General features: G+C 57.9%; 22 protein-coding genes. 10 read left to right on the plus strand and 12 right to left on the minus strand.

Annotated features, from left to right (window positions below):
* Window positions 1-386 precede the first annotated feature (386 nt).
* The 4 genes from M2407_RS19340 (at window position 387) to M2407_RS19355 (ending at window position 4,366) form a co-directional block, all read left to right on the plus strand.
* Window positions 387-1,034: a LuxR C-terminal-related transcriptional regulator gene (locus M2407_RS19340; RefSeq protein WP_046374577.1), complete on the plus strand. Its 648-nt coding sequence runs from the start codon at window positions 387-389 to the stop codon at window positions 1,032-1,034.
* A gap of 140 nt (window positions 1,035-1,174) precedes the next feature.
* Window positions 1,175-2,347, plus strand: coding sequence for an MFS transporter (locus tag M2407_RS19345; RefSeq protein WP_259218943.1), 1,173 nt, complete (start codon window positions 1,175-1,177; stop codon window positions 2,345-2,347).
* 13 nt (window positions 2,348-2,360) lie between these two features.
* A complete protein-coding gene (locus M2407_RS19350; protein ID WP_259218945.1) occupies window positions 2,361-3,473 on the plus strand; it encodes a class II histone deacetylase in 1,113 nt (370 codons plus the stop codon).
* Between the two features lie 86 nt (window positions 3,474-3,559).
* Window positions 3,560-4,366, plus strand: coding sequence for an alpha/beta hydrolase (locus M2407_RS19355; protein WP_115060203.1), 807 nt, complete (start codon window positions 3,560-3,562; stop codon window positions 4,364-4,366).
* 40 nt (window positions 4,367-4,406) lie between these two features.
* Here M2407_RS19355 and M2407_RS19360 read toward each other — a convergent pair whose 3' ends face one another.
* The 3 genes from M2407_RS19360 to M2407_RS19370 form a co-directional block, all read right to left on the minus strand.
* Window positions 4,407-4,772 (minus strand): cupin domain-containing protein, encoded by a 366-nt coding sequence (locus M2407_RS19360; RefSeq protein WP_046374581.1) that lies wholly within the window; start codon window positions 4,770-4,772, stop codon window positions 4,407-4,409.
* 21 nt (window positions 4,773-4,793) lie between these two features.
* On the minus strand, window positions 4,794-6,095 hold the full coding sequence (locus M2407_RS19365) for an FAD-binding oxidoreductase (RefSeq protein WP_044554061.1): 1,302 nt from the start codon (window positions 6,093-6,095) through the stop codon (window positions 4,794-4,796).
* A gap of 102 nt (window positions 6,096-6,197) precedes the next feature.
* A complete protein-coding gene (locus tag M2407_RS19370) occupies window positions 6,198-6,956 on the minus strand; it encodes a response regulator transcription factor (RefSeq protein WP_259218949.1) in 759 nt (252 codons plus the stop codon).
* A 266-nt stretch (window positions 6,957-7,222) separates the two neighbouring features.
* On the opposite strand from M2407_RS19370, the gene M2407_RS19375 reads away from it, so the two are divergent.
* Window positions 7,223-8,350, plus strand: coding sequence for an iron-containing alcohol dehydrogenase (locus M2407_RS19375; protein ID WP_129983278.1), 1,128 nt, complete (start codon window positions 7,223-7,225; stop codon window positions 8,348-8,350).
* A 134-nt stretch (window positions 8,351-8,484) separates the two neighbouring features.
* Here the strand turns inward: M2407_RS19375 and M2407_RS19380 are convergent, their stop codons facing one another.
* Window positions 8,485-9,414, minus strand: a complete 930-nt coding sequence (locus M2407_RS19380) for a LysR family transcriptional regulator (RefSeq protein WP_020825066.1) — start codon at window positions 9,412-9,414, stop codon at window positions 8,485-8,487.
* Window positions 9,415-9,674: 260 nt separating this feature from the next.
* Between M2407_RS19380 and M2407_RS19385 the strand changes: the two genes are divergently transcribed.
* From M2407_RS19385 to M2407_RS19400, 4 genes are all read left to right on the plus strand, one after another.
* Entirely contained in the window at window positions 9,675-11,015 is a 1,341-nt protein-coding gene (locus tag M2407_RS19385; protein WP_259218950.1) for an aspartate aminotransferase family protein, read from the plus strand.
* Window positions 11,016-11,031: 16 nt separating this feature from the next.
* On the plus strand, window positions 11,032-12,540 hold the full coding sequence (locus M2407_RS19390; RefSeq protein WP_259218951.1) for a CoA-acylating methylmalonate-semialdehyde dehydrogenase: 1,509 nt from the start codon (window positions 11,032-11,034) through the stop codon (window positions 12,538-12,540).
* A 159-nt stretch (window positions 12,541-12,699) separates the two neighbouring features.
* Window positions 12,700-14,076: an APC family permease gene (locus M2407_RS19395; protein WP_020825063.1), complete on the plus strand. Its 1,377-nt coding sequence runs from the start codon at window positions 12,700-12,702 to the stop codon at window positions 14,074-14,076.
* 2 nt (window positions 14,077-14,078) lie between these two features.
* Window positions 14,079-15,185, plus strand: coding sequence for a P1 family peptidase (locus M2407_RS19400; protein WP_020825062.1), 1,107 nt, complete (start codon window positions 14,079-14,081; stop codon window positions 15,183-15,185).
* A gap of 102 nt (window positions 15,186-15,287) precedes the next feature.
* Here the strand turns inward: M2407_RS19400 and M2407_RS19405 are convergent, their stop codons facing one another.
* The 8 genes from M2407_RS19405 to M2407_RS19440 form a co-directional block, all read right to left on the minus strand.
* On the minus strand, window positions 15,288-16,538 hold the full coding sequence (locus tag M2407_RS19405) for a phospholipase D-like domain-containing protein (RefSeq protein WP_142816013.1): 1,251 nt from the start codon (window positions 16,536-16,538) through the stop codon (window positions 15,288-15,290).
* A complete protein-coding gene (locus tag M2407_RS19410; RefSeq protein ID WP_130016135.1) occupies window positions 16,531-17,181 on the minus strand; it encodes a MotA/TolQ/ExbB proton channel family protein in 651 nt (216 codons plus the stop codon). Before M2407_RS19410 ends, M2407_RS19405 begins: the two co-directional genes overlap by 8 nt.
* Window positions 17,182-17,324: 143 nt before the next feature.
* A complete protein-coding gene (locus M2407_RS19415) occupies window positions 17,325-19,565 on the minus strand; it encodes a TonB-dependent receptor (RefSeq protein ID WP_259218953.1) in 2,241 nt (746 codons plus the stop codon).
* A 39-nt stretch (window positions 19,566-19,604) separates the two neighbouring features.
* Window positions 19,605-20,357 carry an energy transducer TonB gene (locus M2407_RS19420; protein WP_259218954.1) on the minus strand — a complete coding sequence of 251 codons (753 nt, stop codon included), beginning with the start codon at window positions 20,355-20,357 and terminating at the stop codon, window positions 19,605-19,607.
* Between the two features lies 1 nt (window position 20,358).
* Window positions 20,359-20,766 carry a biopolymer transporter ExbD gene (locus M2407_RS19425; RefSeq protein ID WP_020825056.1) on the minus strand — a complete coding sequence of 136 codons (408 nt, stop codon included), beginning with the start codon at window positions 20,764-20,766 and terminating at the stop codon, window positions 20,359-20,361.
* Between the two features lie 506 nt (window positions 20,767-21,272).
* A complete protein-coding gene (locus tag M2407_RS19430; RefSeq protein ID WP_041414166.1) occupies window positions 21,273-22,193 on the minus strand; it encodes a L,D-transpeptidase family protein in 921 nt (306 codons plus the stop codon).
* Window positions 22,194-22,364: 171 nt separating this feature from the next.
* Window positions 22,365-23,243, minus strand: a complete 879-nt coding sequence (locus M2407_RS19435) for a helix-turn-helix domain-containing protein (protein ID WP_217331510.1) — start codon at window positions 23,241-23,243, stop codon at window positions 22,365-22,367.
* A 16-nt stretch (window positions 23,244-23,259) separates the two neighbouring features.
* Window positions 23,260-23,655, minus strand: coding sequence for a hypothetical protein (locus tag M2407_RS19440; protein WP_020825052.1), 396 nt, complete (start codon window positions 23,653-23,655; stop codon window positions 23,260-23,262).
* 116 nt (window positions 23,656-23,771) lie between these two features.
* On the opposite strand from M2407_RS19440, the gene M2407_RS19445 reads away from it, so the two are divergent.
* Window positions 23,772-24,590, plus strand: a complete 819-nt coding sequence (locus tag M2407_RS19445; protein ID WP_048762871.1) for a helix-turn-helix domain-containing protein — start codon at window positions 23,772-23,774, stop codon at window positions 24,588-24,590.
* The last annotated feature ends 20 nt before the right edge of the window (window positions 24,591-24,610 follow it).

Raw genomic sequence — 24,610 nt, forward strand, 5'->3', positions numbered from 1 at the left:
TTTCGTTGGCCGGAAAAGGTTTTCACAGGGAGAACAAACGGGATTAAGGCTGTCTATCGTTCTTAAGAACGAGCCGTGGGGAGCGGCATCAGCGGCGAGACTGGCCGGTGATATCGCAGGGGGTCACCACGCCGAGGGGGAAATTGCAGTAAATTCAGCAGGAAGGCCACAGGTCATTCGTTAATATATTAATAAAATATCGACACTCGTGCGGCACTGTCGCTGCCGAGGCCTCTTCGTTGCCTTGTTATTTATGTGTTTTATTGCAATCAGGCTCACGTTGTTAATATGTATTTATTGTGTTGCACAATTGCTATCACTATGCTTGTATCGTTCACATATTGACCGAATATTCCAGACCGAACGATAAAGGGAGGAAATGAATCATGCACATTGCATCGTCCGATGCCTTTATCAACAGCTGTTTGACCACCATTGCGCACCTGATCCCGGTGTCCGCAGGGGTGTTTTATTTGGTTAACCAGGACCTGCGGCCAGACCACTATATTTTGCACGGCATCTCCGATAAAACCCATCAGCAGTACTTGAACCATTTCCAGCAGATAGATCCGCTCAAGCCTGCCAACTTTCACCAGCAGGACATCAATATGGTCGGCATGAGCCCGGCGGCAATCGCCAATAACCGCCATTACTATCATGATTTTATGCTGCCCAATGATATGCGCGACATGACGGAGATCTTTATTCGGCAGCGTAAACGTATCGTTGCCGGGGTGTCCTTGATCCGCGATACGCCGTTTACCGAACTGGAACGCGGTCGCCTGCGGGCGGTGATGCCGCTGATCGAACTGGCGACCCGCGACCTGTTGCCCGACGGGGAAGCCCGCCTGCTCACCGCCAAAGAGCAGGAGATCGTCAATATGGTGCGTGAGGGCGCCAGTAATAAACGCATAGCGTTGAAGCTGGGTATTTCGCTTTCAACGGTAAAAACCCATATGCGCAATATTTTTGCCAAAACTGAAGTGGTCAACCGTACCGAATTGGTGGCCAGCAGCTTTATTGCCCACGGTTAATAAATAGAGCCATAACATCGGCTTATAGTGGAGAAAATAAGTTCGTTAATTATTCGCCATTCATGGCGCGGTTTCCGCCTGCCCAGAATACGGCAACGCGGTTATATCTGACTCAGGCTTAACCTGCGGGGATAATTATTATGTCCAGTGATTCCGTTTCTGTACCCGCTGCCGGGGCGGCTCTCCCCTGCCCGCCGCGGCTGCTGACCGCCATCATCATCTTTGCCGCCATTGCACCGGGCATCCTGATGACCGCCCCGGCGGTTGCCGCACAGCTGGCCAGCCAATGGTCGCTCACCCCCGCGCAAATCGGCCATCTGTTTTCCACTGAGCTGGGGGCCATGAGCCTCGCCACCCTGCCCGCCTGGTGGTGGATCAGCCGCGTTAACTGGCGCCGGGTGGCAACCCTGGCTGCGGGGGTGTTTATCGTCGGCAATTTGGCGTCGGCAATGGTCAGTGATTTTCACCTGTTACTGGGGCTGCGTTTCATCGCCTCTTTGGCTGGCGGCACGCTGATGATCCTGTGTATCACCTGTGCCGGTGGCACCGCCAACCCCAGCCGGGTTTACGCCTTGTGGGTGCTGGGCCAACTGATGCTTGGCGCCGTTGGGCTGCTGGTGCTGCCCTTGCTGTTCGCCCATTTTGGCCTGATGGCGGTATACCTGATCCTGGCGGCCATCATGCTGTGCTGCCTGCCGCTGCTTTCCGCCTTTCCCAGCGGCTTTCACCGTGCGCAATCCACCGCCCATACCACGGCAACGCCATGGCTGCGTAAAGTCTTCGCCGTCCTGGCGGTGCTGACCTTTTATATCAGCCTGAGCGCAGTCTGGACCTTTATCGGCAGTATCGCCCACGCGGCCGGCCTTTCGCCGGTCAGCAGCGGCCAGGTGCTGGCGGCCGCCACGCTGTTTGGCATCGCTGGCGCCGGCGGTGCGGCGTTCATCAACGCCAGGCGAGGCGGCAATGGGCTGATCTGGCTAAGTTACGGCTTGTTGCTCGCCGGCATTGCGCTGCTGTTCCACACGCCGCAGCTGCTGCGTTTTGCGCTGGCGGCGGTGCTGTTCAAGTTTACCTGGACCTTTGTGCTGCCGTTTATCCTGGCCCGCGTCGCCGGGCTGGATAACAACGGCAAGCTGATGAACAACATCAATCTGGTGATTGGCGGCGGCATGGCGATTGGCCCAACGCTGGCCGGTTATTGGATTGAGTCTTCAGGCGGTTTCGACAGGCTGCTGGTCGGGGCGCTGGGCAGTGCGCTGCTGTCGCTGCTGCTGATTTCGCTGGCTTCACCGCGCGTTCAACGCGCCGTTTAACAGGAGTAATAAGGTGAAAAGAAAAACCGGTTTCTTGTTTGATGAACGCTGTTTCTGGCACAGCACCGGCCTGCATGCCACCACGCTGCCGGTCGGTGGCTGGGTGCAACCGCCTTCAGGGGCGGGCCATGCCGAATCGCCGGAAACCAAACGGCGGATGAAAAACCTGATGGACGTGTCCGGCCTGTCGCGACAGATCCAGCTGCTAAGTGCCGACATGGCGACGGAAGAAGACCTGTTACGCATTCATCCGGCCGACTATCTGCAACGTTTCAAACAGCTAAGTGATAACGGCGGCGGCATGCTGGGTGAGGAAGCACCTTTGGGGCCGGGCAGCTACGAGATAGCCAAACTGTCCGCCGGGCTGGCCTGCGCGGCGGTCGAAGCGGTGCTGCAGGGCTACCTGGATAACTCCTATGCGTTGTCGCGCCCACCGGGCCACCATTGCCTGCCGGATCAATCGATGGGGTTCTGCTTTCTGGCCAATATCCCGATCGCCATCGAGCGGGCCAGGGCCAAATACGGATTGGGCAAAGTGGCGGTGCTCGATTGGGACGTGCATCACGGCAATGGTACGCAGCATATCTATTGGCAACGTGACGACGTCCTGACGCTGTCGCTGCATCAGGACGGCTGCTTCCCGGCGGGCTACTCCGGTGAACAGGACCGCGGTGCCGGGGCGGGAGAAGGCTTTAACATCAATGTTCCGCTGCTGGCGGGCGCCGGTGACGACGGCTATCTGTATGCCATGCGACAGATAGTGATCCCGGCACTCGAGCGCTTCAAACCCGAGCTGATCATTGTTGCCTGCGGCTACGACGCCAATGCCCTCGACCCGCTGGCGCGCATGCAGTTGCACAGCGACAGTTTCCGCAGCATGACGGCCCTGGTACAGGACGCCGCCGACCGCCTGTGCGATGGAAAGCTGGTGATGGTGCATGAGGGCGGTTATGCCGAGTCCTACGTGCCCTTCTGCGGGCTGGCGGTGATGGAGCAGCTTAGCGGTATTCGCACCGAGGTCGAAGATCCGCTGTTGGCATTCATCCGCCAACAGCAGCCGCGAGACGCCTTCAATCTGTTCCAACGCCAGGCTATCGATGCGCTGGCACAGCACTTCATTCGCTAAATATCCTGGGGCACCGCACGCAGTGCCCCTACCCATTCTCCGCTTTGCCGCTACGCTGAATATGACCCTTCCGATGAGAAAATACGATGTCTGAACAGAAGATCAGCTTTATCAAAGGTGGGCATGGCGATATTGCCGTGCATGACTGGGGCCATGACCGACCGCGCTTTCTGGCGCTGCTGGTGCACGGTTACGGCGAGCATCTCGGCCGTTATCAGTACGTCGCTCGTACGCTGGAAGCGCAGGGTGCGCGGGTGTTCGGCCCCGATCATCTCGGCCATGGGCTTTCGCAGGGCGAACGCGTATTGATTGAAGATTATGACGCCGTGGTCGACGACGTTCGACGCGTAACGGAGCATTTTCAGCGGCTGCATCCTGGCGTCCCCCTGGTGGTTATCGGCCATTCCATGGGCGGGATGATTGCCACCCGCTACGTTCAACGTTATGGCGATGACGTGCGTGCGCTGGTGCTTTCCGGCCCCTTGATTGGCGAAAGAACCCTGATTTCGGATTTGCTTACTCTGCCAGAGATCCCAGACACGCCGCTCGATACTGCCACCCTGTCGCGTGATCCGTCGGTGGGGGAAGCCTATCAGGCCGACCCGCTGGTGTGGCACGGGCCGTTCAAACGCCCGACGCTGCGGGCAATGCAGCAGATCCTGGCAAAAATCAACGCCGGCCCGGGCTTCGGCACGCTACCTACGCTGTGGATACATGGTGATGACGACAGGCTGGTGTTAATGGCGGAATCGCAAACCGCGATCGATCGGCTCAAGGGCAGCGATTTCGAAGCGATGGTCAATCCAGGCGGGCGGCACGAGAGTTTTAACGAAACCAACAAGGATCAGATATTAAGGCGGATCACCGACTTTATCGAACGGGTGCTGGGATAGCTGAATACCCCTCTCCCGGCGGAGAGGGGCCAGTTAACGATCAGCCTTCAACGATCGCCAGGTAATGTTTTACAAAACGATCCGAGGTGATCTCCCAGCGTACCGGGGTGCCTTTTTCGACAAACCACGAATCCCCGGCCTGATACTGCACGGATTTACCGGTTTTTTCGTCGGTCAGCGTCGCGCTACCTTCCCACACCGTGGCGTGTTCGGAGAACGGATACTCCATTACAAAGGTGCCGCGCGTGCAGCTGAAAATACCGCAGTTCAGGTTATCGGTCGGCTCACCGAAAAGGCTCGCCACCCCGACATTTGGCTCACCGGCGATCACCGTGGCGCCCAGGTTGCTGACGCTGCCAATGTCCAACAGTTCAGGCAGCGGTTGCTTAAGCAGTAATGGTTTCATGTTTCTCTCCTGTGATAAAAATTAGCGACGACCTTTCCAGTAGCCGGACGTCTGGTGCCAAACCTTGCCGGCGGTGGTCATTACCCGTCGCAGCTTGTCTTTACCGAAGATATTGACGTGCGGAATCGAACTCATCAGATCGTAACGATCCGATCCTTCGCTCATGCCCTCTGCCAACACTTTGCAAACGATATGACTCGGCGTTACGCCAAAGCCGGAATAACCCTGCACATAAAACACGTTGTCATGCTGCGGCAAGGTGCCGATCTGCGGGAACAGGTTGGCGCTGCAACACAGCGGCCCGCCCCAGGCCAGGTCGATCTTCACGTCATGCAGGTACGGGAACACTTTCAGCATCAGGTTGCGGTTCCAGGCCTTAAGATCCGACGGGATGTATTCGATCAAGCGGGTGGCGCTGCCAAACAGCAGCCGGTTTTCATTGGTCACCCGGTAATAATCGATCACCGGACGGATATCGCTGTAGGCACCGCGGATCGGGCTGATCTGGCGGATCAGTTCTTCAGGCAAGGGTTCGGTCGCCAGTTGGAACGCGTAGGTATTGATGGTTTTGTTGTAGATGAACGGCTCCATGCCGTTGAGGAAACCGTTGCACGCCCACAGCATCTTGTTGGCACGTACTGAGCCCATGGCGGTGCGCACTTTGATGCGCGAACCGTATTCCACGCCCAGCACGCTGCTGTTTTCGAAGATTTTTACGCCGTAGCCGCTGAGCGCCTTCGCCTCGCCCAACAGCAGGTTGAGCGAATGCACGTGGCCGCCGCCCATGTGTTTCAATGCGCAGGTATAGGCATCTGACCCCACGACCTGTTTCACCTCTGCGCCGGTGTAGAGTTCAATCTCTTCATCCGGCGATACCGCCTTGAATTCCTTCAGCCAGCTGCGCAGGGTTTTCTCCTGGCGTGCATTGCTGCCGAGGTAGCCGTAGCCAAAACAGAAATCGGCATCAATCTCGTACTTCTTGATGCGCTCACGAATAATCCCGGCGCCGAGGTTGCTGATTTTGAAGATGGTTTCCAGCCCTGAGGGGCCGACGTGGCGTTTGATTTTTTCCAGATCGTGACCGATACCGGCCATCACCTGCCCGCCATTGCGGCCGGTGCCGCCGTAGCCCAGGTAGCGCCCTTCGAGTATGGCGATATTGGTGATGCCGCGCTCAGCCAACTCCAGGGCGGTATTGATGCCGGAGAAACCACCGCCGATGATCACCACGTCAACGTCCAGATCTTCTTCCAGCGTCGGAAAGCGCAGATCGTATTTTTTGGTTGCCGCGTAGTAGGTTAACGATTCGATATTATTGTTCACTGTCGCACTCCCGAAGACCCTATGCCATAACATCGGATTATCAGGAGGTGGGCGCGACGCCGCCATGTCCCTTTAGGGACATTCGCAACAAATAATTAACACTCAGGCGCTGCGGCGCAGCGGGGTGGCCAACAGCAGATTGAACAGTTCGGCCTGCGAACCGATCGCCAGCTTGCCGTAGATATTCTTGCGGTGGTTTTTCACCGTTCCCAGGCTGATGAACAGCCGATCGGCAATTTGCTGCGAGCCGCAGCCGTCCAGGATCAGATCCACTATTTCGCGCTCGCGCGGCGTCAACAGATAACGTGCCTGCACCGCATGATCCGTCACCCTTTCTGGTTCTGCCGGGGCGAGGACCACTTCGCCATGCAGCCGCGCGACGCTCTTGAGCAGCGTCAGCGCATCACGCAACTCAGCCAACTGCGGATAACGCACGCCCACCGACTGGCGCGCCGAGCCGAAAAACACCCCCAACCCGCGTTCCGGCGTCAGAGGCAGCAGCACGCCGGCTTCATCATGCCAGCCGGTCTTGCGGTAAAAGTTACGGTAATAATCAGTATGGTAGAAGCCGCAGGGAGCCAACTGGCGCAGGGTCAGCACCTCGCCGCCGCCACCGTCATTCAGCGCCTGGTAAAACGGATCCTGCAGGTAAGCGCCCTGTTGATAGAGTTGATTGACCGCGTCACTGTTTTCTCGCTCGGTTTTGATCAGGCAACGCGGTGCCTGGCCGCGTTCAAACGCGTAAACAATGGCGCTATCAAAGGCGAAGAACCCTTCCAGCCAGGCCAACAGGTTGGGATAGAAACCTTGGGTTGCTACTGCGTCTATCACTGCGGATAACCGTTCCACCTGAATATTCATCTTCGCCCCGCCATCATTAATAAATTAACAATCACTTTATTCCGGCTACGCCGTGGCCTGTTTGTTATAGAAAACACTCAATAGCGCCAAATGCAACAGCAGAATCGTTTACATGTTAAACAAATCACACCTTCGCCAGATTATTGCGGCGTGGTCGAACGAGGCTGGATTAATATATTAACGGAATCGCTTTCAGGCAGCGAAAAGCAGTGGTTCAGCCGCAGAGGCTGGCTTATGCTGTGGTTTTCGCGTGCCAAGGAGAGAACATGACTACCAGCCTGACCATTGCCAACCGCCAGACCTGGTTCGGCCACGGCAGCATCAGCCAACTGATCCCGCTACTGACCGCCGAGCCACAGCCGACGCTGCTGTTTAGCTGTCGATCATTCCTCAATGGCACGGTGTATTCCTCACTGGCAGACGGATTGACGCCACTGCTGCTCGGCACCGAAATCGTCAGTCACGAGGCTTCACCGCAAGAGATAGACGCCTGGGTCGCGCGCTGGCGCGGCAAGGTAAGACGCGTGGTAGCCATTGGCGGCGGTAGCGTGCTGGATGCTGCCAAGGCCTTTGCCGCGCTGGTCGAGCACCCGTTGCCCACCCTGCGCTATATGGAAAAGATCGGCGACACAAAAATCAGCGGTGCAACCCTGCCGCTGATTGCTATCCCGACCACCGCCGGTACCGGCAGTGAAGTCACGCAAAATGCGGTGATCACCGACACCCAGGTGAGCAAGGTGAAAGCCTCGCTGCGCCATAACAACTTTGTGCCGCACACCGCCATCCTGGATCCGCAGCTGCTGCAAGGGTCACCGGACAAGGTGCTGGCCTACTGCGCCATCGACGCCTTTACCCACCTGTTCGAGGCCTATCTGTCCAAAACCGCCAATACCATGACGCGCGAGATGTCGCTGACCGGCATTCGCCACTTCCTGCAGGCCTGGCCTGCGCTCAATCGCAGCGCCGAGGCTCTCGAGGCGATTATGCAAGCCTCTTACCTTGGCGGCCTGACGCTGAGCGCCGCTGGGCTGGGAGTGATCCACGGCATCGCCGGCGAGATTGGCGCCCTGCGCGATTATCACCACGGCCAGGTCTGTGGTCGCCTGCTGCTGCCGTTCCTCGAACTGCTGGCGAAAAGCGAACAACCGCAGCAGCGGGCGCTGATGGCTGAGCTTGCCGCCCGCCTGTTCCCCGAGCAGCATGACAGCCCGGAACGCTACCTGATCGACTTTATTACCCGCAATGCCATCGCCAGTTTCTGGCAGGATGACCTGCCGATTTCCGCCGACGAACTGGCGGTGACGCTGGCAAAATCCAACAGCAAGAACTCGTTGATCGACTACAGCGCGCCGCAGCGGCAGCAGATGATCGAAGGCGCATTCCGCATCGAATGATTATATAATCAGATCAAAGTAATAGCGGGAGATTGGACATGGGCATCATCAGTTGGATTTTCACCGGCATCGCGATTGGCATCCTGGTCGGCTTGCTGATCAAGATTTTTGGCAAGAAGAAAGATCAGTAAACATTAAGCTGTTCCATGAGCCGCCAGCAGGCATTCGTGGAACAGCTTGACCACCCGCTGCGGGCTGGGCGAACGCCGCAGCACGCTGGAATATTCGCAGTGATAACGGAACAGCGTCGGTTTGATGGCGCGCATCATATTTTGCGCGACAAAAAACGCTGCATAGTGGTCGGGAAGAAAGCCGACGTACTTACCGGAAAGAATTAGGGTCGCGATCGACTCCTGGGCAAACCCCGTTGCCTTGCGATGTAAATGCTGCTGCAGGCTCAGTTCCATATTCGGCGAATGGTAGCCTAACCCGGCAAAGGCATAATTGTGCAACAGATCCCAATTTAGTATTTCATGGTTAGCGGAAAATAATTCATGCTGCGCGCCACAATATAAGAACATCCTCTCATGAAATAACGAACTATAAGATAAACTTTCCGCACTGCGGTGCATGGGAATAATGCCAATTTGAAATTGGCCGTCAATGACGCCGCGTTCAATGGTATTTATCGGTTCCACATACATTTGCAAAGAGACATCCGGCGCCTGCTCGCTGAATAAGGCAATCGCCCGGCCGATATGCGCCTGAGGATTACTGACGGTATGGTCGAATATCGCCACGTGCAGCTGCCCACCCAGGCGTTGATGCACATCATCCACCCCACGGCGAAAGGCCTCGGTCGCCGCCAACAGATTCACGGTTTCCTGATATATCAGCAGCCCTTCGTCAGTAACCGCAAACCCCTCGCGCCCGCGGTGGCACAGCGTCAGGCCCAGTCGCTGTTCCAAATCCTTGATATGCTTGCTGATGGTCGACAGGCTGATATTCAGCTCCAGCTCGGCGGCGCTCATGCCGCCACAGTCGACCACCGCCTTAAATACCCGCAGCAACCGCAGATCCATATCCGATAACTGGCCCAACAATGCGCGCTTTTTTACTTGCATAAAACCTTAAGTAAGTTTCGACATATGATTATTCACATTAGTGAAGAAGCAGAACATAGTCAATTTCACTCAACAATTCATTAACACGTTTATTTATACCCTCTAGCTTTTATAGTTGCAGCCAGGCGGCCAGCTCACTCAGCACAGGTGCTTACTCAAGTAAGTAACTGGGCTGAGCTGGTGCAGATAACAACGCTGCAATTTAAAAGATGACGGGCATAGTTAATTAACCGTACCTATTCTCCCCCTCGGAGGGAAAAATGGCTGATTTAAATCAACGTGAAAATAAAGCCGACCGTGAATGGTTAGAAGCACATTGGATGCCTTTTACCGGCAACCGTAATTTTAAAGCCAACCCGAGAATGATAAGCCACGCGCAAGGCGTTTATTATACCAGCCAGGACGGTCGCAAGATTTTTGACGGGTTATCCGGGTTGTGGTGTTGCGGATTGGGCCATGGCCGCCAGGAAATTGCCGATGCCGCTCACCGGCAACTTTCCCGATTGGATTATTCCCCGGCGTTTCAGTTCGGCCATGCCTTATCTTTCGAGCTGGCGAACAAAATCAAGGCCATGACCCCGGCCGGACTGGACTATGTGTTTTTCACCGGTTCCGGCTCCGAAGCGGCAGACACTTCGTTAAAAATGGCGCGTGCCTATTGGCGAGCCAAGGGCCAGGCGGGTAAAACCTGTTTTATCGGTCGCGAGAAGGGCTACCACGGCGTTAACTTTGGCGGCATCGCGGTGGGCGGCATTGCCGGCAATCGTAAAGCCTTTGGCGCCAGCGCCGAAGCGGACCACCTGCCCCATACCCAACTGGCGGGAAATGCCTTTTCGCGCGGCATGCCCGAGCAAGGCGTCGAGCTTGCGGAAGAACTCAACCGCATCATCGCGCTGCGTGACGCCTCGACCATCGCCGCGGTGATTGTCGAACCCTTCTCCGGCTCGGCCGGGGTGATCGTACCGCCGGTCGGTTATCTGCAACGCATCCGCGAGATCTGTACTCAACACAATATTCTGCTGATTTTTGACGAAGTGATCACCGCCTTCGGCCGCTGCGGCGCATTGACCGGCGCCGAGGCATTCGGCGTCACGCCGGACATCATGAATATTGCCAAACAGGTCACCAACGGCGCACAGCCGATGGGGGCCGTGGTAGTTCGCCCCGAAATTTACCAGGCCTTCATGGCCACCGATGAACCGGAATATTTGCTCGAATTCCCGCACGGCTACACCTACTCCGCCCATCCGGTCAGCTGTGCGGTGGGGCTGGCGACGCTGGATATCATTGAACGCGAACAGATGATCGAACGGGTGCAGGCGCTGGCCCCTCATTTCGAACGTGCAGTGCACAGCTTACAGGGCAGCAACCACATCAGCGACATTCGCAACTTCGGTCTGGCGGCGGGTATCACGCTGGCGTCCCGACCGGGCGAAGCGGCACGCAGGCCGTATGAAGTAGCGATGCGCTGCTGGGAAAGCGGGTTTTATGTCCGCTATGGCGGCGACACCCTGCAGTTGGCACCGCCGTTTATCAGCAGCGAGGCGCAGATCGACTCGCTGATCAACGCCCTCGGCGACGCTATCAACGCAACCGAATAATAAAGGAGCGCAAGCCATGCCAATTGCACATTGGATCAACGGCCAGTCCGCCACCGGCGGAACCCGCAGCCAGCCGGTTTACGATCCGGCTACCGGGCTGTCGCATCAGGAGGTGTTACTGGCCGACCGCGCCACGGTAGAAAGCGCCATCGACGCCGCCGAGCAAGCCTACCCAGCCTGGCGCGATACGCCACCGCTAAAGCGGGCCAGGGTGATGATGCGTCTAAAAACGCTGCTGGAACAGCATGCCGATGCCATCTGCCGGTTGATCACCGCCGAGCATGGCAAAGTGCTCAGCGACGCCATGGGCGAACTGCAGCGCGGCATCGAGAATATTGAGTACGCCAGCTATGCGCCGGAATTGCTGAAAGGCGAACACAGCAAGGATGCCGGGCCGGGCATCGACAGCTGGAGCGAGTTTCAACCGCTGGGAGTGGTGGCAGGCATCACGCCGTTTAACTTCCCGGCGATGGTACCGCTGTGGATGTGGCCAATGGCGGTGGTGTGCGGCAACACCTTTGTGTTGAAACCTTCCGAACGCGTCCCTTCCTCCACGCTGTATATCGCTCAACTGGCGTCCGAAGCCGGGCTGCCGCCGGGAGTGCTGAACCTGGTCAACGGCGACCGCGAGGCGGTGGACACCCTGCTGCACGATCCCCGGGTCAAAGCCGTCAGCTTTGTCGGCTCTACGCCGGTAGCGGAGCACATCTATCACACCGGTTGTGGCCAGAACAAACGGGTGCAGGCGCTGGGCGGCGCGAAGAACCATGCTGTGGTGCTGCCGGATGCCGACATCGCCGGCAGCGTCAGTGCGCTGATGGGTGCGGCGTTCGGCTCCTGCGGACAACGCTGCATGGCCATCCCGCTGGTGGTGGCGGTAGGAGACGGCACGGCCGACGCGTTGGTTGCCGGGTTACAGCGGCAAATGGCGGCCATGCGGGTCGGTGCCGGTAACGATAACCGCAACGACATGGGACCGCTGGTCACCCAACAGCATTATGAGAAAGTGAAAGGCTATATCGATCAGGGTGTTGAGGAGGGAGCTACCCTGGTGGTCGACGGTCGCGAGCTGGCGGTGCGGGACGACAGCGGGCAAATCAGCCAGGGTTATTTCCTTGGCCCAACGCTGTTTGACCACGTGCGGCCGGGCATGCGGATTTATCAGGAGGAGATCTTCGGCCCGGTGCTGGGCGTGGTTCGGGTCGGATCGCTGAAGGAGGCGATGACGATGATAGACGCCCACGAGTACGGCAACGGGACCTGCCTGTTCACCCGCGACGGCGAGGCGGCGCGTTATTTTTCCAGTCATATTCAGGTCGGTATGGTGGGGATCAACGTTGCGCTGCCGGTGCCGGTGGCTTATCACTCGTTCGGCGGCTGGAAACGCTCGCTGTTTGGCGACCTGCACGCCTACGGCCCGGATGCCGTCAGGTTCTACACCAAGCGCAAAACCATTACCCAGCGCTGGCCTTCTTCCCATGACGCCCAGCATGCCACCTTCAGCTTCCCGTCCGGGCAAGGGTAATTTCATAATAATCATAATGATTTTTTAGAGGCGAAGAAATTCGCCTCGTTTTCCACGCGCTCCATTTAATCAGGCCCGGGCAGCGGCATGCCATCGCAAGGCTCTACCGTACGATCGCCGCCCGCAAAATAACCCACTAACGCGTTAATGGAGTTTTGAATGACTGAGCCCACACCAGAACACAAATTCAAAGGTAATCTCAGCGTCCTCGACGTGGTGATGATTACCGCCTCCGGCGTCACGCCCGCCAGCTCAATTTTCGTTATTGCTCCGCTGGCGATCGCCAGCGCCGGTAGCGGTGCCTTTATCTCATTTCTGATCGCTGCCTTTATCGCCGCCACTATTGCCCTGTGCTACGCCGAACTCGGTGCGGCGCATCCCAGCGCCGGGGGCGAATACAGCATTATCAAACGCCTGTTCGGCACCCTGTGCGGGCTGCAAACTTACCTGTTTATTCTCAGTGCCGCGCTGTTCGTACCGGCGGTGCTGGCCACCGGTGCCGTGCCTTATTTGAACACCGCGCTGGGGACTCAGTTCGACGCCTCTACCGCCGGGATGATCACCATCTTGATCGGCGGAGCCTGCGCCATTTTCAACATCAAGGCCAATGCGCTGCTGACCGGCACCTTTTTGGTGGTTGAAATCGCGGTGCTGGGGTTAATCGCCTGGTTGGGCTTTAGCACCCCGCACCAAAGTGCGGACATCCTCGTCGCGCCGGTGATGCTAAACCCCGAAGGCGTGTTGGCACCGGTTTCCGTACCGCTGATCGTCGCCATGGTCGGCGTCGCGCTGTTTTCCTATAACGGCTACGGTGCCGCGGTGTATATGGCGGAGGACATGCGCGAGCAGGGCAAACCCATGGCCACCGCCATCATGCTGACGTTGGCGATCGTGGTACTGGTCGAGCTGCTGCCCTTCACCGCTTTGCTGATTGGCGCGCCGTCCCTGGCGGAAATGGCCAAACAGGCCGATCCGGTCGGCTACGTGGTCAGCCAACTGGGTGGGCCGACGCTGGCGCGGGTGGTCAGCGGCGCGATTTACCTGTCGGTGTTCAACGCCATTATCGCCATCGTGGCGCAGTTTAGCCGCATGATGTTCTCCAGCGGGCGTGACGGTTTTTGGCTGCCGCAGGTGAACCGGGCGCTGAAAATCATCCATCCGCGTTTCGGCACGCCGTGGATTGCCACTCTGCTGTTCGGTATTCCCTCGGCGCTGTTGGCCTTTTGCTCCAACCTCGGCGATCTGACCTCATTTACCGTGATCCTGCTGCTGCTGGTGTACATCATCATGGCCGTCGCCGCGCTGATCAGTCGCCGCCGCGTACGTTTCCACCACCCGTATCTGATGCCGCTGTGGCCGCTGCCGGTGGCGATCGCGCTGATCGGCTGCCTGTATGTGTTATGGACAATTTTGATCGCCAGCAGCCTGAAAGACTTTATTATCATTGCCGGTATCCTCTGCTTTGGCCTGCTGCTGAGCTATATGCGCACCCGGCAGGCTATCCCGCACGTTGAACCCTCAATTGAAGGAGAATAACCATGTCGCAGCGCGCTCAGGATTTGGGCATTAAAATCGGCCACGGCGTTGCCGGCCCGCTGAACGCCATCACCGATGTGCCCGGCGTTCGCGTCGGCCACGCCAGCATCCACGCCGATTTGCCCGACGGGCGCAGCGTGCGTACCGGCGTCACGGTGATCGAACCGCGTGCCGGCCAGGCCCGGCAATCCCCCTGCTTTGCCGGCGTGCATGTGCTTAACGGCAATGGCGACGCCACCGGGCTGGAGTGGATCCGCGAAGCCGGCCTGCTCACCAGCCCAATCGCCTTCACCAACACCCACAGCGTCGGCGTGGTACGTGACAGCCTGATCGCGCTGGAACGTGAAGCGCTGCCGGCCGACGACGCGGTGTACTGGAATATGCCGGTGGTAATGGAAACCTTCGATGGCCTGCTCAACGACATCAACGGTTTTCACGTCAAGCCTGAACATGTGCGGCAAGCACTGCAGGCGGCACACGAAGGATTACCCCAGGAAGGTGCCGTCGGTGGCGGCAGCGGCATGATCTGCCATGAGTTCAAGGGCGGCATCGGCACCGCTTCGCGCCGCCTGCCTGCCGATCGCGGTGGCTGGACGGTCGGTGCCATCGTGCAGGCCAACCACGGCAAACGCGCGTCGCTGCTGGTGGGCGGTTATCCGGTGGGCCGTCATTTGGCACATATTCACTCGCCGTTTACACCGCAGCTGCCGCACCCGGGCATGGGGTCGATCGTCGTCACCCTGGCCACCGACGCCCCGCTGTTGCCGCACCAATGCGCCCGTCTGGCCCAACGTGCCAGCATCGGCATTGCCCGCACCGGCGGCGGTACCGAAGACTCGAGCGGCGACATTTTTATCGCCTTCGCCACCGGCAATGACGGCCTCCCCCCTGCCGACTACGCCAACAAAGGAGCCTTTACCACCCCGCTGCGCATGGTGAACAACGATTACATCTCCGAGCTGTTTGCCGCAGCGGCAGAAGCGGTGGAAGAGGCGATTATCAATGCCCTGCTGGCCGCCAATACCGTTTCCGGCAATGGCCATCGGGCGGAAGGACTGAGCGCCGAACAGTTGCTGACGGCACTGGAAAAAAGCGGCTGGCGGAAATAATCCGGCAAAGCCAAGAGTAGAGGCGCAGCATTAAAAGGGGTAAATCGGGTCGAACCTGTTCGACCCTACCGGTTCAGTCTTGACGAGGATTTGCCGACAATCTCAGGACTCACCGCCCGGTTTGGGCGTCGGGTAGTCGTAATCCAGTTTCAGCGGTTCGGCGTAAAGGCTGTCCCACAGTTGGCTGTACAGCTTGTCCAGCCGCTGGCTCATGTTCACGTCGTGCAGCACAATCTCCAGATTGCGCGAATTGTCCAGATAGCCACCGGTCCAGTTGCTGGTGCCCACCCAGGCGATCTCGCCGTCGATGGTCATGATTTTACTGTGGATCACTCGGGCAAACGGGATAAACCCGCTGCTTGCCGGTGGAATGGTGACCACTTTCACCTGCACATTCGGCACCAGCGCCAGGCTTTTCAGCCAGGCGATATCCGGCTTTTTGGTATTCCAGTTAGCGACCATCAGCTCAATCTGCACACCGCGCGCGGCAGCGCTGCGCAGGGCGTTATCGATCACCGCGTAGTAAGGCCGGGTGCGGTCCGGGCCAAAAGACAACGGCGCGTAGTCCATCACCTGTACCCGCACTCGCTGCCTGGCTGAAGCCAACAGGCGCGGCAGCTCAAGCTGCGAATCAATCACGCCCGCCGGGTTGTAGGCACGCGGGCTGGCGACCAGGTAATTGCTCTGCAGCGGTTCAACCGTGGGTTGGGGCGTCAGCTGGGGCACCGGTTTTTCCGCCGCCAGCAACGCCTGCGCCTGCCAATCCTGTTCGAAGATCGCCTGGATCTGCCGCACCACACTGGCATCGCTGATGCGCAGCCCGGTTTCATGGATGTGCGCCAGCGCGCGCCAGTCAAAGTTCTGACTGCCGACAAACGCCTGTTCACCGTCCACCAGCAGGTATTTGGCATGCAGAATGCCGCCGCTCAGCCGCTGGTAAGGGATGATACGCAGCTCCAGATTCGGGATCGCCTTAAGCTGTTCCAGCGTTTCGGGAGTAGAAATGCGGATGCCCTTCTCCTCCATCAGGAAACGAATTTTTACCCCACGTTCCCCCGCCGCTTTAAGATGCTGCAGCACGCCATCCAGCAGCGAACCCTGTTGGTTCGCCACGTAGAACTGGCCCAGATCGATGCGGGTTTTCGCCGCATCAAACATCTGCTGCCACACTTCGGCAGTGTTGCGCAGGTCATCCGCCTGCAACGCGGTTTCTACCGGTGCGGTATACACCAGCTCGTAGCCGGGAATTTCAAAGCGCGCCGCCGCATTCTGGCTCAACATCAACAGGCAACCACCCCATAACGCAGTGTAAAGGCGGCCTAATGGCCACCGTGAATGACGGCCATTAGGCATAGCGCGGCACCTCGCTGTCAACCCGTTGCTCGCGGCTGCCGTTTTCCGGGCGGCTGCCCGGCGCACCGGCGCGGATCAGCAGCACCTTCAACAGTTCGTTAATGCGCTCCATGCGGCTTTGCAGATAGTTGTTCCCCACCAGGCACAGCAGCGCGATGGCGATACCCAGTCCGGTAGCGTACAACGCGGTGCCCATCCCGGCAGAAACCAGGCTCGGCTCGGACACTCCCGAGGCAGCCAGTGCCTTAAAGGTTTCGATAATCCCCATCACCGTACCCAGCAGCCCCAACAGCGGTGCCGCGGTAACGATAGTTTCCAGCAACCACAGGCCCCGTGCCATCAGCGGCTTGCTCAACAAATACTGAGCGTCGATCAAATCACCGATCGCCTCGCGGTCACCGGCACGGTGTTTTTGCTCCAGCACCGGTGAAATTACCGCCAGCGGCAGGCTGCTGCGCTGGGTCAACTCATCCGGCAGATCGGCCGTGCGGTGCACATCCAACGTCAGCGCCTGCTCCAGTCGACGCGCCTGGCGTTGGGTATAGGCGAAATACAACGCACGTTCGATAATGATCACCAGTGCAATCGCCAGCGCGGCGTACATCACGTAGAAAATAATGTCGTGTAGCAGATTGGCATTCATCGTTCAGTCCTCTTACCCGTCGTCTTTCAAGCCGCAGCGTTGTTACCTGCACTCGCTTACCCCAGTTACTTACTTAAGTAAGCGCCTGGGGATGAGCGAGTTGGCCGCCTAACTGCAACTTGAAAGGCATAGGGTATAAATAGTTAAAAGGTGGCTTCCAGCGATACGCTGAAGGTACGTTCTTCCCCGACGTTGTAGTAAGGCGTGCTGGCCCTTACGCCGTTATAAGGCGCGGCGTTGAAGGTGGTGGAGCGCACCGAAGTCAGGTACTCCTTGTCAAACAGGTTGCTGATGCCGAAGCGGAGCGCCGCGCTCTTGACGATCTTCTTGTCCACCGGCAAATGCACCCCCGCCGCCAGATCGAATACCGTCCGGCCGCCAATCTTCTCGTCATTGGTCAGGTCGCCGTAGAACGAACTGACGTACTTGCCGCTCACGCTGCTGTAATACAAACCGTCGTCATAACCCAAGGTCACGTTAAGCAGGTTTTTTGGCACGTTCGGCACTTCTTTACCGCTGGTCGGCAGCGGCAGGCCGCCGTTGCTGACAATGTCGCTCTTCTGCTTGGACTCGGTATAGGTGTACGAGGTGTAGTAGTTGAAGTTATGCGGCAGTTGGCCGCTCCACTCCAGTTCCAGCCCTTTGTTCTCTACGTTGCCGATGTTCATCATCTCGTAGTCACCGTCCGGATTGGTGGTAGAGATTTGACGGTCGCTGTAGCGCAAGTAGAACAGCGAGGCGCTCAGCAGCATATCTTCACGCTCGAAACGCCAGCCCAGCTCATGGTTCCAGCTCAGTTCAGGCTTGGTGCTAAGCGAATCGCCGACGTTGTACAACACGTAGTTTGGCGGGGTGCGCATATTGCGAGTCAGGTTATAGAACACCTGGTTTTCCGGGTTCAGCTTGTAGCTGGCGCTGAAGTTCGGCAGAAATTCATGGTATTTGGCATCACGCTTTTCCGGCACGTTATACAGGCTGCCCTTGTTATCGCCTTTTCGTTCAACGTACTGATAGGCCAGCCCGCCGACGAAGGTCCAGTCCGGCGTCGCGAACCAGGTGTCCTGCAGCCACACTTTTTGCGCCGGGGTAATGGTGTACTGGTTACGCCCCTGCACGGTTTTGCCGTTGGCGTCCTTCACCTGATCGGAACCGCCCGGTTTACCCGAGAGCTGCTGCGGGTTGCCGTCGTCCTTGATGCCGATAAACGGCTGGGTCTGCGACTGGCGCGCACGTTCAAACCAGTAGCCGATATCCAGGCTGTGCTGATCGTTGATGTCCCACTTCAGCTTGGTGGTGATGCCCGGCCGCCAGGTCTGGGTCCAGGAAGGACGGTAATAGGTGTTGGACTGCAAGTTGCTGAGGTCATACTGACCGGCCCGATCCGAGGTACTGGACAGTACCGATGCGCTCTGGCCGCTGAAGCTGCCGCCGTTCCCCCAGTAGTAATAGGGTTGCAGGGTTAACGCCAGGTTGTCGCGCAGCTGCAGCTTCTGGGTGAACGTCAGGTTGAAATTCTCGAACGGATTACGGTTGAGCTTGTAGTAGCGAGTCAGCTGGCCCCGGTTGTTGTAGGACGGCGTGGTGTCATAATCGCCATGGGGGTCTTCCGCGAACTGAGCCTTGCTGCGGGTGTTGTAGTTGACGTTATTTTGCTGGTTGTACTTCATGATCAGGTTGCTGCTGTTGCCGTTACCGTCCTCATACAACGAGTTCATCTCGAACTTGTTGGAGTACAAACGCCCTTCCCCGCGCCACTTTTTGGCCTCGGTGTGCGAATAGGAGATCCAGTTGCTGAAGCCGTTGTACTCACCGGTCTCCAGACGGGCAAAGGTTTTGCTCAGGTTGTTGCTGCCCAGCGTCTGTTTGACGAAGCCGCCGAAGTCTTTAGACGGACGCCGCGTCACCAGGCCAATATTGCCGCCGCTGGAGCCGATGTGCGGGCCGTCGGCTTCCGAGGAGCCCTGGGTGACGAACACTTCCCCCAGGTTCTCAGAATCACCCAGCAGGTTCGGGTAAACCGCATAGTTGCCGGAATCATTAATCGGGATCCCGTCCATCGACAGGCCGATTTGATCGGAGCTCATACCGCGCATGGTGTAATCAACGCCGCTCAGACCGCTGGCATCGTCGCTGTTGACGTTCAGGCCCGGCGTGTATTTCAGCTTGTCGATGGCGTTGGCCGCCGCCGGCATTTTATCCATCGCCTCTTTGGTGACGGTGGAACGCGACTTGGCGCTGTCCTCCTGCACCATCATGCCGCCGCCCAGCGACTGCCCCTTAACGTTGATGGTGCCGACGTCGGTCGAGTCCGCCGCCAGCACGGCACCCGGTAACATCGCCGACATCACTGCCAGATAAATCCCAGATCGATTGAAAGATTTCATTGTTTCCATCCCATAAAAATCAAACTGTTATGCCAGGCATTAAGGCGCCTGATAATTGAACGTGGCTGAAAATCTTTTGGTTGTCTGCCCGTTGAAAGCCTCAATTGGGAACGGCTTCACCTGGCTGATACTTTGCAAACTGCTCAGCGCCGCGCGGTTGAGCAGCATGCTGGAGGCCTTATTGGTGATGCCGGAAGAGATCACCCGACCGCTGCGATCCACCTCCAGCCACACCTCGACGTTGCCCTGCGGCCGTTCAAGCGAAGCCTGCCGCCCGCTGGGATAGCGCTTGCGCTGCTCCAGCTCATGGCGCAATGCCTGCAGATAACCGTTTTCGATTGCCTGCACGTTCACCTTCGGTGCCGCTGGAGCCGGCGGAACGGGCTGTGCGGCGGGCTTGCTGACCAAGGTTCTCGGCGCTGCCGGCACCGCGGCGGGCCTGGCCTTTTCCACCGGCTTGGCTTTCTCTTTCACCGGCTTGGGTTTGGGTTTCGGCTGCGGCTTGGGTACCGGTTTGGCCTCGACAATCGGCTCAGGTGCAGGCACCACAGGTTCAGGAAGGGGATCAGGTTCCGGCGGCGGTGGCTCGGGTTGCGGCGGAGTTTCCACCGGCGGTTCCGGTTCCGGCTGTGGCTGAGGTTCCGGCTCGACCAATGCCAGCTCCATGGCGGTTTCGTCATAGCGCGGCTGAATTTTCAGCGCCGCCTGTTGGCTGGCGAACAGCACGCAGCCCGCGACGATCAGCGCCGGCAACCAGCTGAAAAGGTGACGTGAGCGATAGAGCAGATACATGTCACAGCTTCCGTGTGGCGATGGAGACGGAGAAGAAACCGCCCTGGCGCAGGTTATCCATCACCGCGACCAAGCGCTCTACCGCAACGCCTTTGTCGCTGTTAACGATAATGGTGGTGGTCTGGTTCTCCTGCTGCTGTTGCTTCAGCGTGCTGACCAGCGCGCTCAGCGCTATCGGCTGGCCGTCGAGCTGCAGTTGCTCCTCCGCGCCCAGGGTAATGATCGCCTTCTTCTGCGGCTTCAATTGCTGAGCGCTGCCGGCGGACGGCAACTGAGTCTTCAGCCCAAGGGCCGGGATCACGTTCAGGCTAATCAACACAAAAAACACCAGCAAAAACATCATCACGTCGATCATCGGGATCAGTTCGATGTGCGCTTTGTTCTTTTTCGGCTCGTTCCAGTTACGCATGGCACTCCCTCCCAAAAGCAAAGCAGCCAATATAGAGAGCCTATGTTTATCTTTTGTTACGTTTGTGTGATCTTATTTTCACAATGCAGAGGTTTTGAGAGTTTTTTCTCAGGCAATCACTGGTCGGAGGGGATATATAACCAATTAATTAACGATGATTTTTTGAGGAATAATTACCAGGAAGGACTTATAGCGGTGATGTATAGGCAGGTAAGCTGTGATTATTCTGACACTCTACAGCAAGATCTCCAGACCGCGTTTTTGCACCAGAGAAAGAAGTTTCAGCGACGGGCCTCCCGACAGTTTCCCGTCGCAATTTGGCCCACCTACAGCTTCGCGATGTCCGTTTAAGGCAACGAGAAAATCTGTTTTTTGCTAACAGTACCGGACCTTTAAAGCGGCAGCGGTAACGAAAAGCAAAGAACTGCGGAGGCCTGCGCAAAACGGTGTTTTTTAGCCATAAAAAAAGACGCCCTAAGGCGCCTTTTCTACAGCGACTGAATCAATCAGTTCACTTTAACCGGCATACCGGAACGGGCTTTGATTGCCGCGTCCACTTCGCTCTGGTTAACCGCCGGGTCCATCATCACTTTGCCCACTGGCGCAGAGATGGTCAACGGCACCGGATCTTTGGACTTCAGCTGTTCTTCGTTAGCAGAGAGTGGGTTGTGCACTTCAATGTAACGGGAACCGTCCGGCTCAACGCTGGCTTTGATCGGCTCGTTGATGAACTGCACGCGAGTGCCGACCGGAACGTTTTCGAACAGGAACTTGATGTCGTCAGCACGCAGACGTACGCAACCGTGGCTCACGCGCAGACCGATACCGAAGTTGGCATTGGTACCGTGGATCGCATACAGACGACCGACGTACAGCGCGTACAGCCCCATAGGGTTGTCCGGACCGGCCGGGAATACTGCAGGCAGGATCTCGCCGTCCGCGGCGTATTCCGCACGCATCTTGGCGGTTGGCGTCCAGGTTGGGCCGTCTTTCTTGCGCTGCACGGTGGTAGTCCAGTTCAGCGGCGTATCTTTGCCCAACTGGCCGATACCGATTGGCAACACGATCACGGTGTTGGTGCCTTTCGGGTAGTAGTACAGACGCATCTCGGCGCTGTTGATGATGATGCCTTCACGTGGCGCATCCGGCAGGATCAACTGCTGTGGGATGGTCAGAGTGCTGCCCGCTTTCGGCAGGAAAGGATCCACACCCGGGTTGGCTTCCAGCATATTGCTCAGGCCCATCTGGTATTGAGCGGCAAAGCTCTCCAGCGGCAGCTTGCTGTCTTCCGGTACGGTGATCTGGATGTTCTCACCCACCAGACGGCTGTCTTTGGCAGGCAACGGATATACAACGGCGAAGGCAGCCTGGCTGAAAGCCACCAGTGCCGTAAACAGGGTTAGTAACGCGCGAATGCTCATTTTCATCTTCGTGTTGGTAGTGGCCACTGGCAGTTATCAATATAGGTTATGCGGCCATAAATGACCGGATGCGCATTATATGTGCACATCGGCCTAAGTGTGAAACATTACCAGCGCAATATCGAACTTTTTTGTAACCTGGTGCAGCACGAAGAGGTTTTTCTGTGAAAACTGCCGTTAAAGCACAGCGGCCGGCGGTGACGTTCGGCGAATCGGGATCAGATATTCACAGCGGATCGCCGTACCGCGTGCATTACAAACCTCCCCCTGTGCCGGGTAAAAACGCTCGATATCCTGCCCGGGACGGCGCACAGCGTTCATCATGGGCATCGCGGAGTCGTACAGGCGATCGACGAAGTTTGGCAACTCTTCGACCTGCCCCTGATAGGTAAAGCTGGCGTAATCGCCCTGCTCGATCAGGATCTGCTCCCCTTCGGCCTGTTCATCTGCCAGCGCCAGTGTATAGGCCATGCGTTGACCATCAAGCTGTCGGTTGTCCGCTTCCAGACTGGTGAGGCCGTAGACTACCGCCGGTGGCGCGACTTCGGGTTGCAGCACCTGGTTCCAGACGTACTGGCGCAGCTCATTTTTCGAATGCTGCATTTGCCCCAGAGTGCAGCTGCGGCGCTGGGTACGCCCCACCAGCTGCATGGCCGGCAGAGTGACAATACTCCCCTGAGGCAATGGGCCTTCTGCCATCCGTAGCGGCGGCTGCATGCCGTGGCTGGACCAATCCGCGCTGCGGCGATAGCCGGCCGGCGGCAAACCGAACTGTTTTTTGAAGCAACGGGTGAAGGTCTGCTGGGAATCGAACTGGTACTTATCGGCAATGCAGGCCACGCCGGTATGGGTGAGCCGCAGCTCACGCGCGGCGGCGGTCAAACGTCTGCGCCGGGCGTAAGTGCCCAGAATATGGCCGGTCAACTGCTTGAACAGCCGCTGCAAATGCCATTTGGAGTAGCCGGATTTGGCAGCAATATCGTCCAGCGTCAGCGGCTGGTCGAGGTTTGCTTCAATCCAGGCCAGCAGTTGCGCAATTACCTGTTGCTGATACATGGCGCTTCCTTATTGATTATTGTTCCCGCTGCTCGAGCAGGCGTTGTGCCAGCTCATGGGCCTGTTGCTCACTGGCCACCACCATCACCGGATAACCCCAGAAACGGCTGGCGAAATCGACAAACTCTTCCGCCGCCTTTCGGCGCATGTCGTCCGGCTCGATCAGCACCATACCTTTGACCCACTTCGCTAACGCCTCACGGTGATCGCGTTTCCACAGGGCGACCTGGGTACGCTCGTCGCGATCCTGCTCACCGCTTTCGTCCATACGACGATCGCAAAGCAGCACAAACGGCTGTTCACGCTGCAGCAAGGTGCTGAATTCGGCAAATTCGGCGAGGGTATCTTTCGGTTCGCCGGCGGCTTGCTGACGCATCCAGACCAGTGGGAAGGTTGCAGAATCTAATGACATGAGATTTCTCCTAAGAGTTCGGAAACGTGCGCTTACTTTATCGGCGGAAGCACTAGACCACATTGCACAATCAGGACATAATGTTTTTCATTTACGCCAAATTGAGAATTATTCTCATGCCTTTTGTCACTCCACCGCTTTTCGATATCGATCGGGTGCCCCGGGCGGTTTTTGCCGTGCAGGGTTCCACCGTTAACAAGGATTGGGAAGTCGCCCATCACCGGCACCAAAAAGCGCAGCTGATTTATACGATGCGCGGCATGATCCGCTGCGAAGTGGAAAACGGCCTGTGGCTGGTTCCGCCGCAGTGTGCGCTTTGGATGCCCAGCAACGTGCTGCACAACGCTCAGGGTACCGGGGCCACCGAATGTTATGCGCTGTTTGTCGATCAGGCTGCCATCGCCGGGTTGCCGACCAGCTGCTGTACGTTGGCCGTTTCGCCGTTGCTGCGCGAACTGCTGTTGCAGGCCAGCGGGTTTGATCCGCTGTATGACGAGCAAGGCGCTGAAGGGCGGCTGATTGGCGTACTCTTGGATCAATTGGCCGCCGCGCCGATTGAGAACCTGCACTTGCCGGTCTCCAATGACGCACGCATTCGCCAACTGACCGAGCGCCTGCTGGCCGATCCGGCGGACAAAGCCACCCTCAGCCAATGGGCTCAGCGCATCGGCATGAGCGAACGTACCCTCAACCGCACCCTGCAGCAGCAAATGGGCATGAGCTTTGGCCACTGGCGACGGCAACTGCACGTGATGCTGGCGCTGCAACGCCTGACCAAGGGGGAGACCGTACAGCGGGTGGCGCTGGATTTGGGCTATGAGAGCGCCAGTGGCTTCGTCACCATGTTTCGCAAAGCCGTCGGCAAACCGCCGGCACGCTATCTGGCGGAGAAAACCGCGGCGGATCGGGCGCAGGGTGGTTGGATCACCCTGTGAAATAACCCGACAAAAAAGCC

This window comes from Serratia sp. BIGb0234 (assembly GCF_024809915.1).
Classification (GTDB): Bacteria; Pseudomonadota; Gammaproteobacteria; order Enterobacterales; family Enterobacteriaceae; genus Serratia; species Serratia liquefaciens.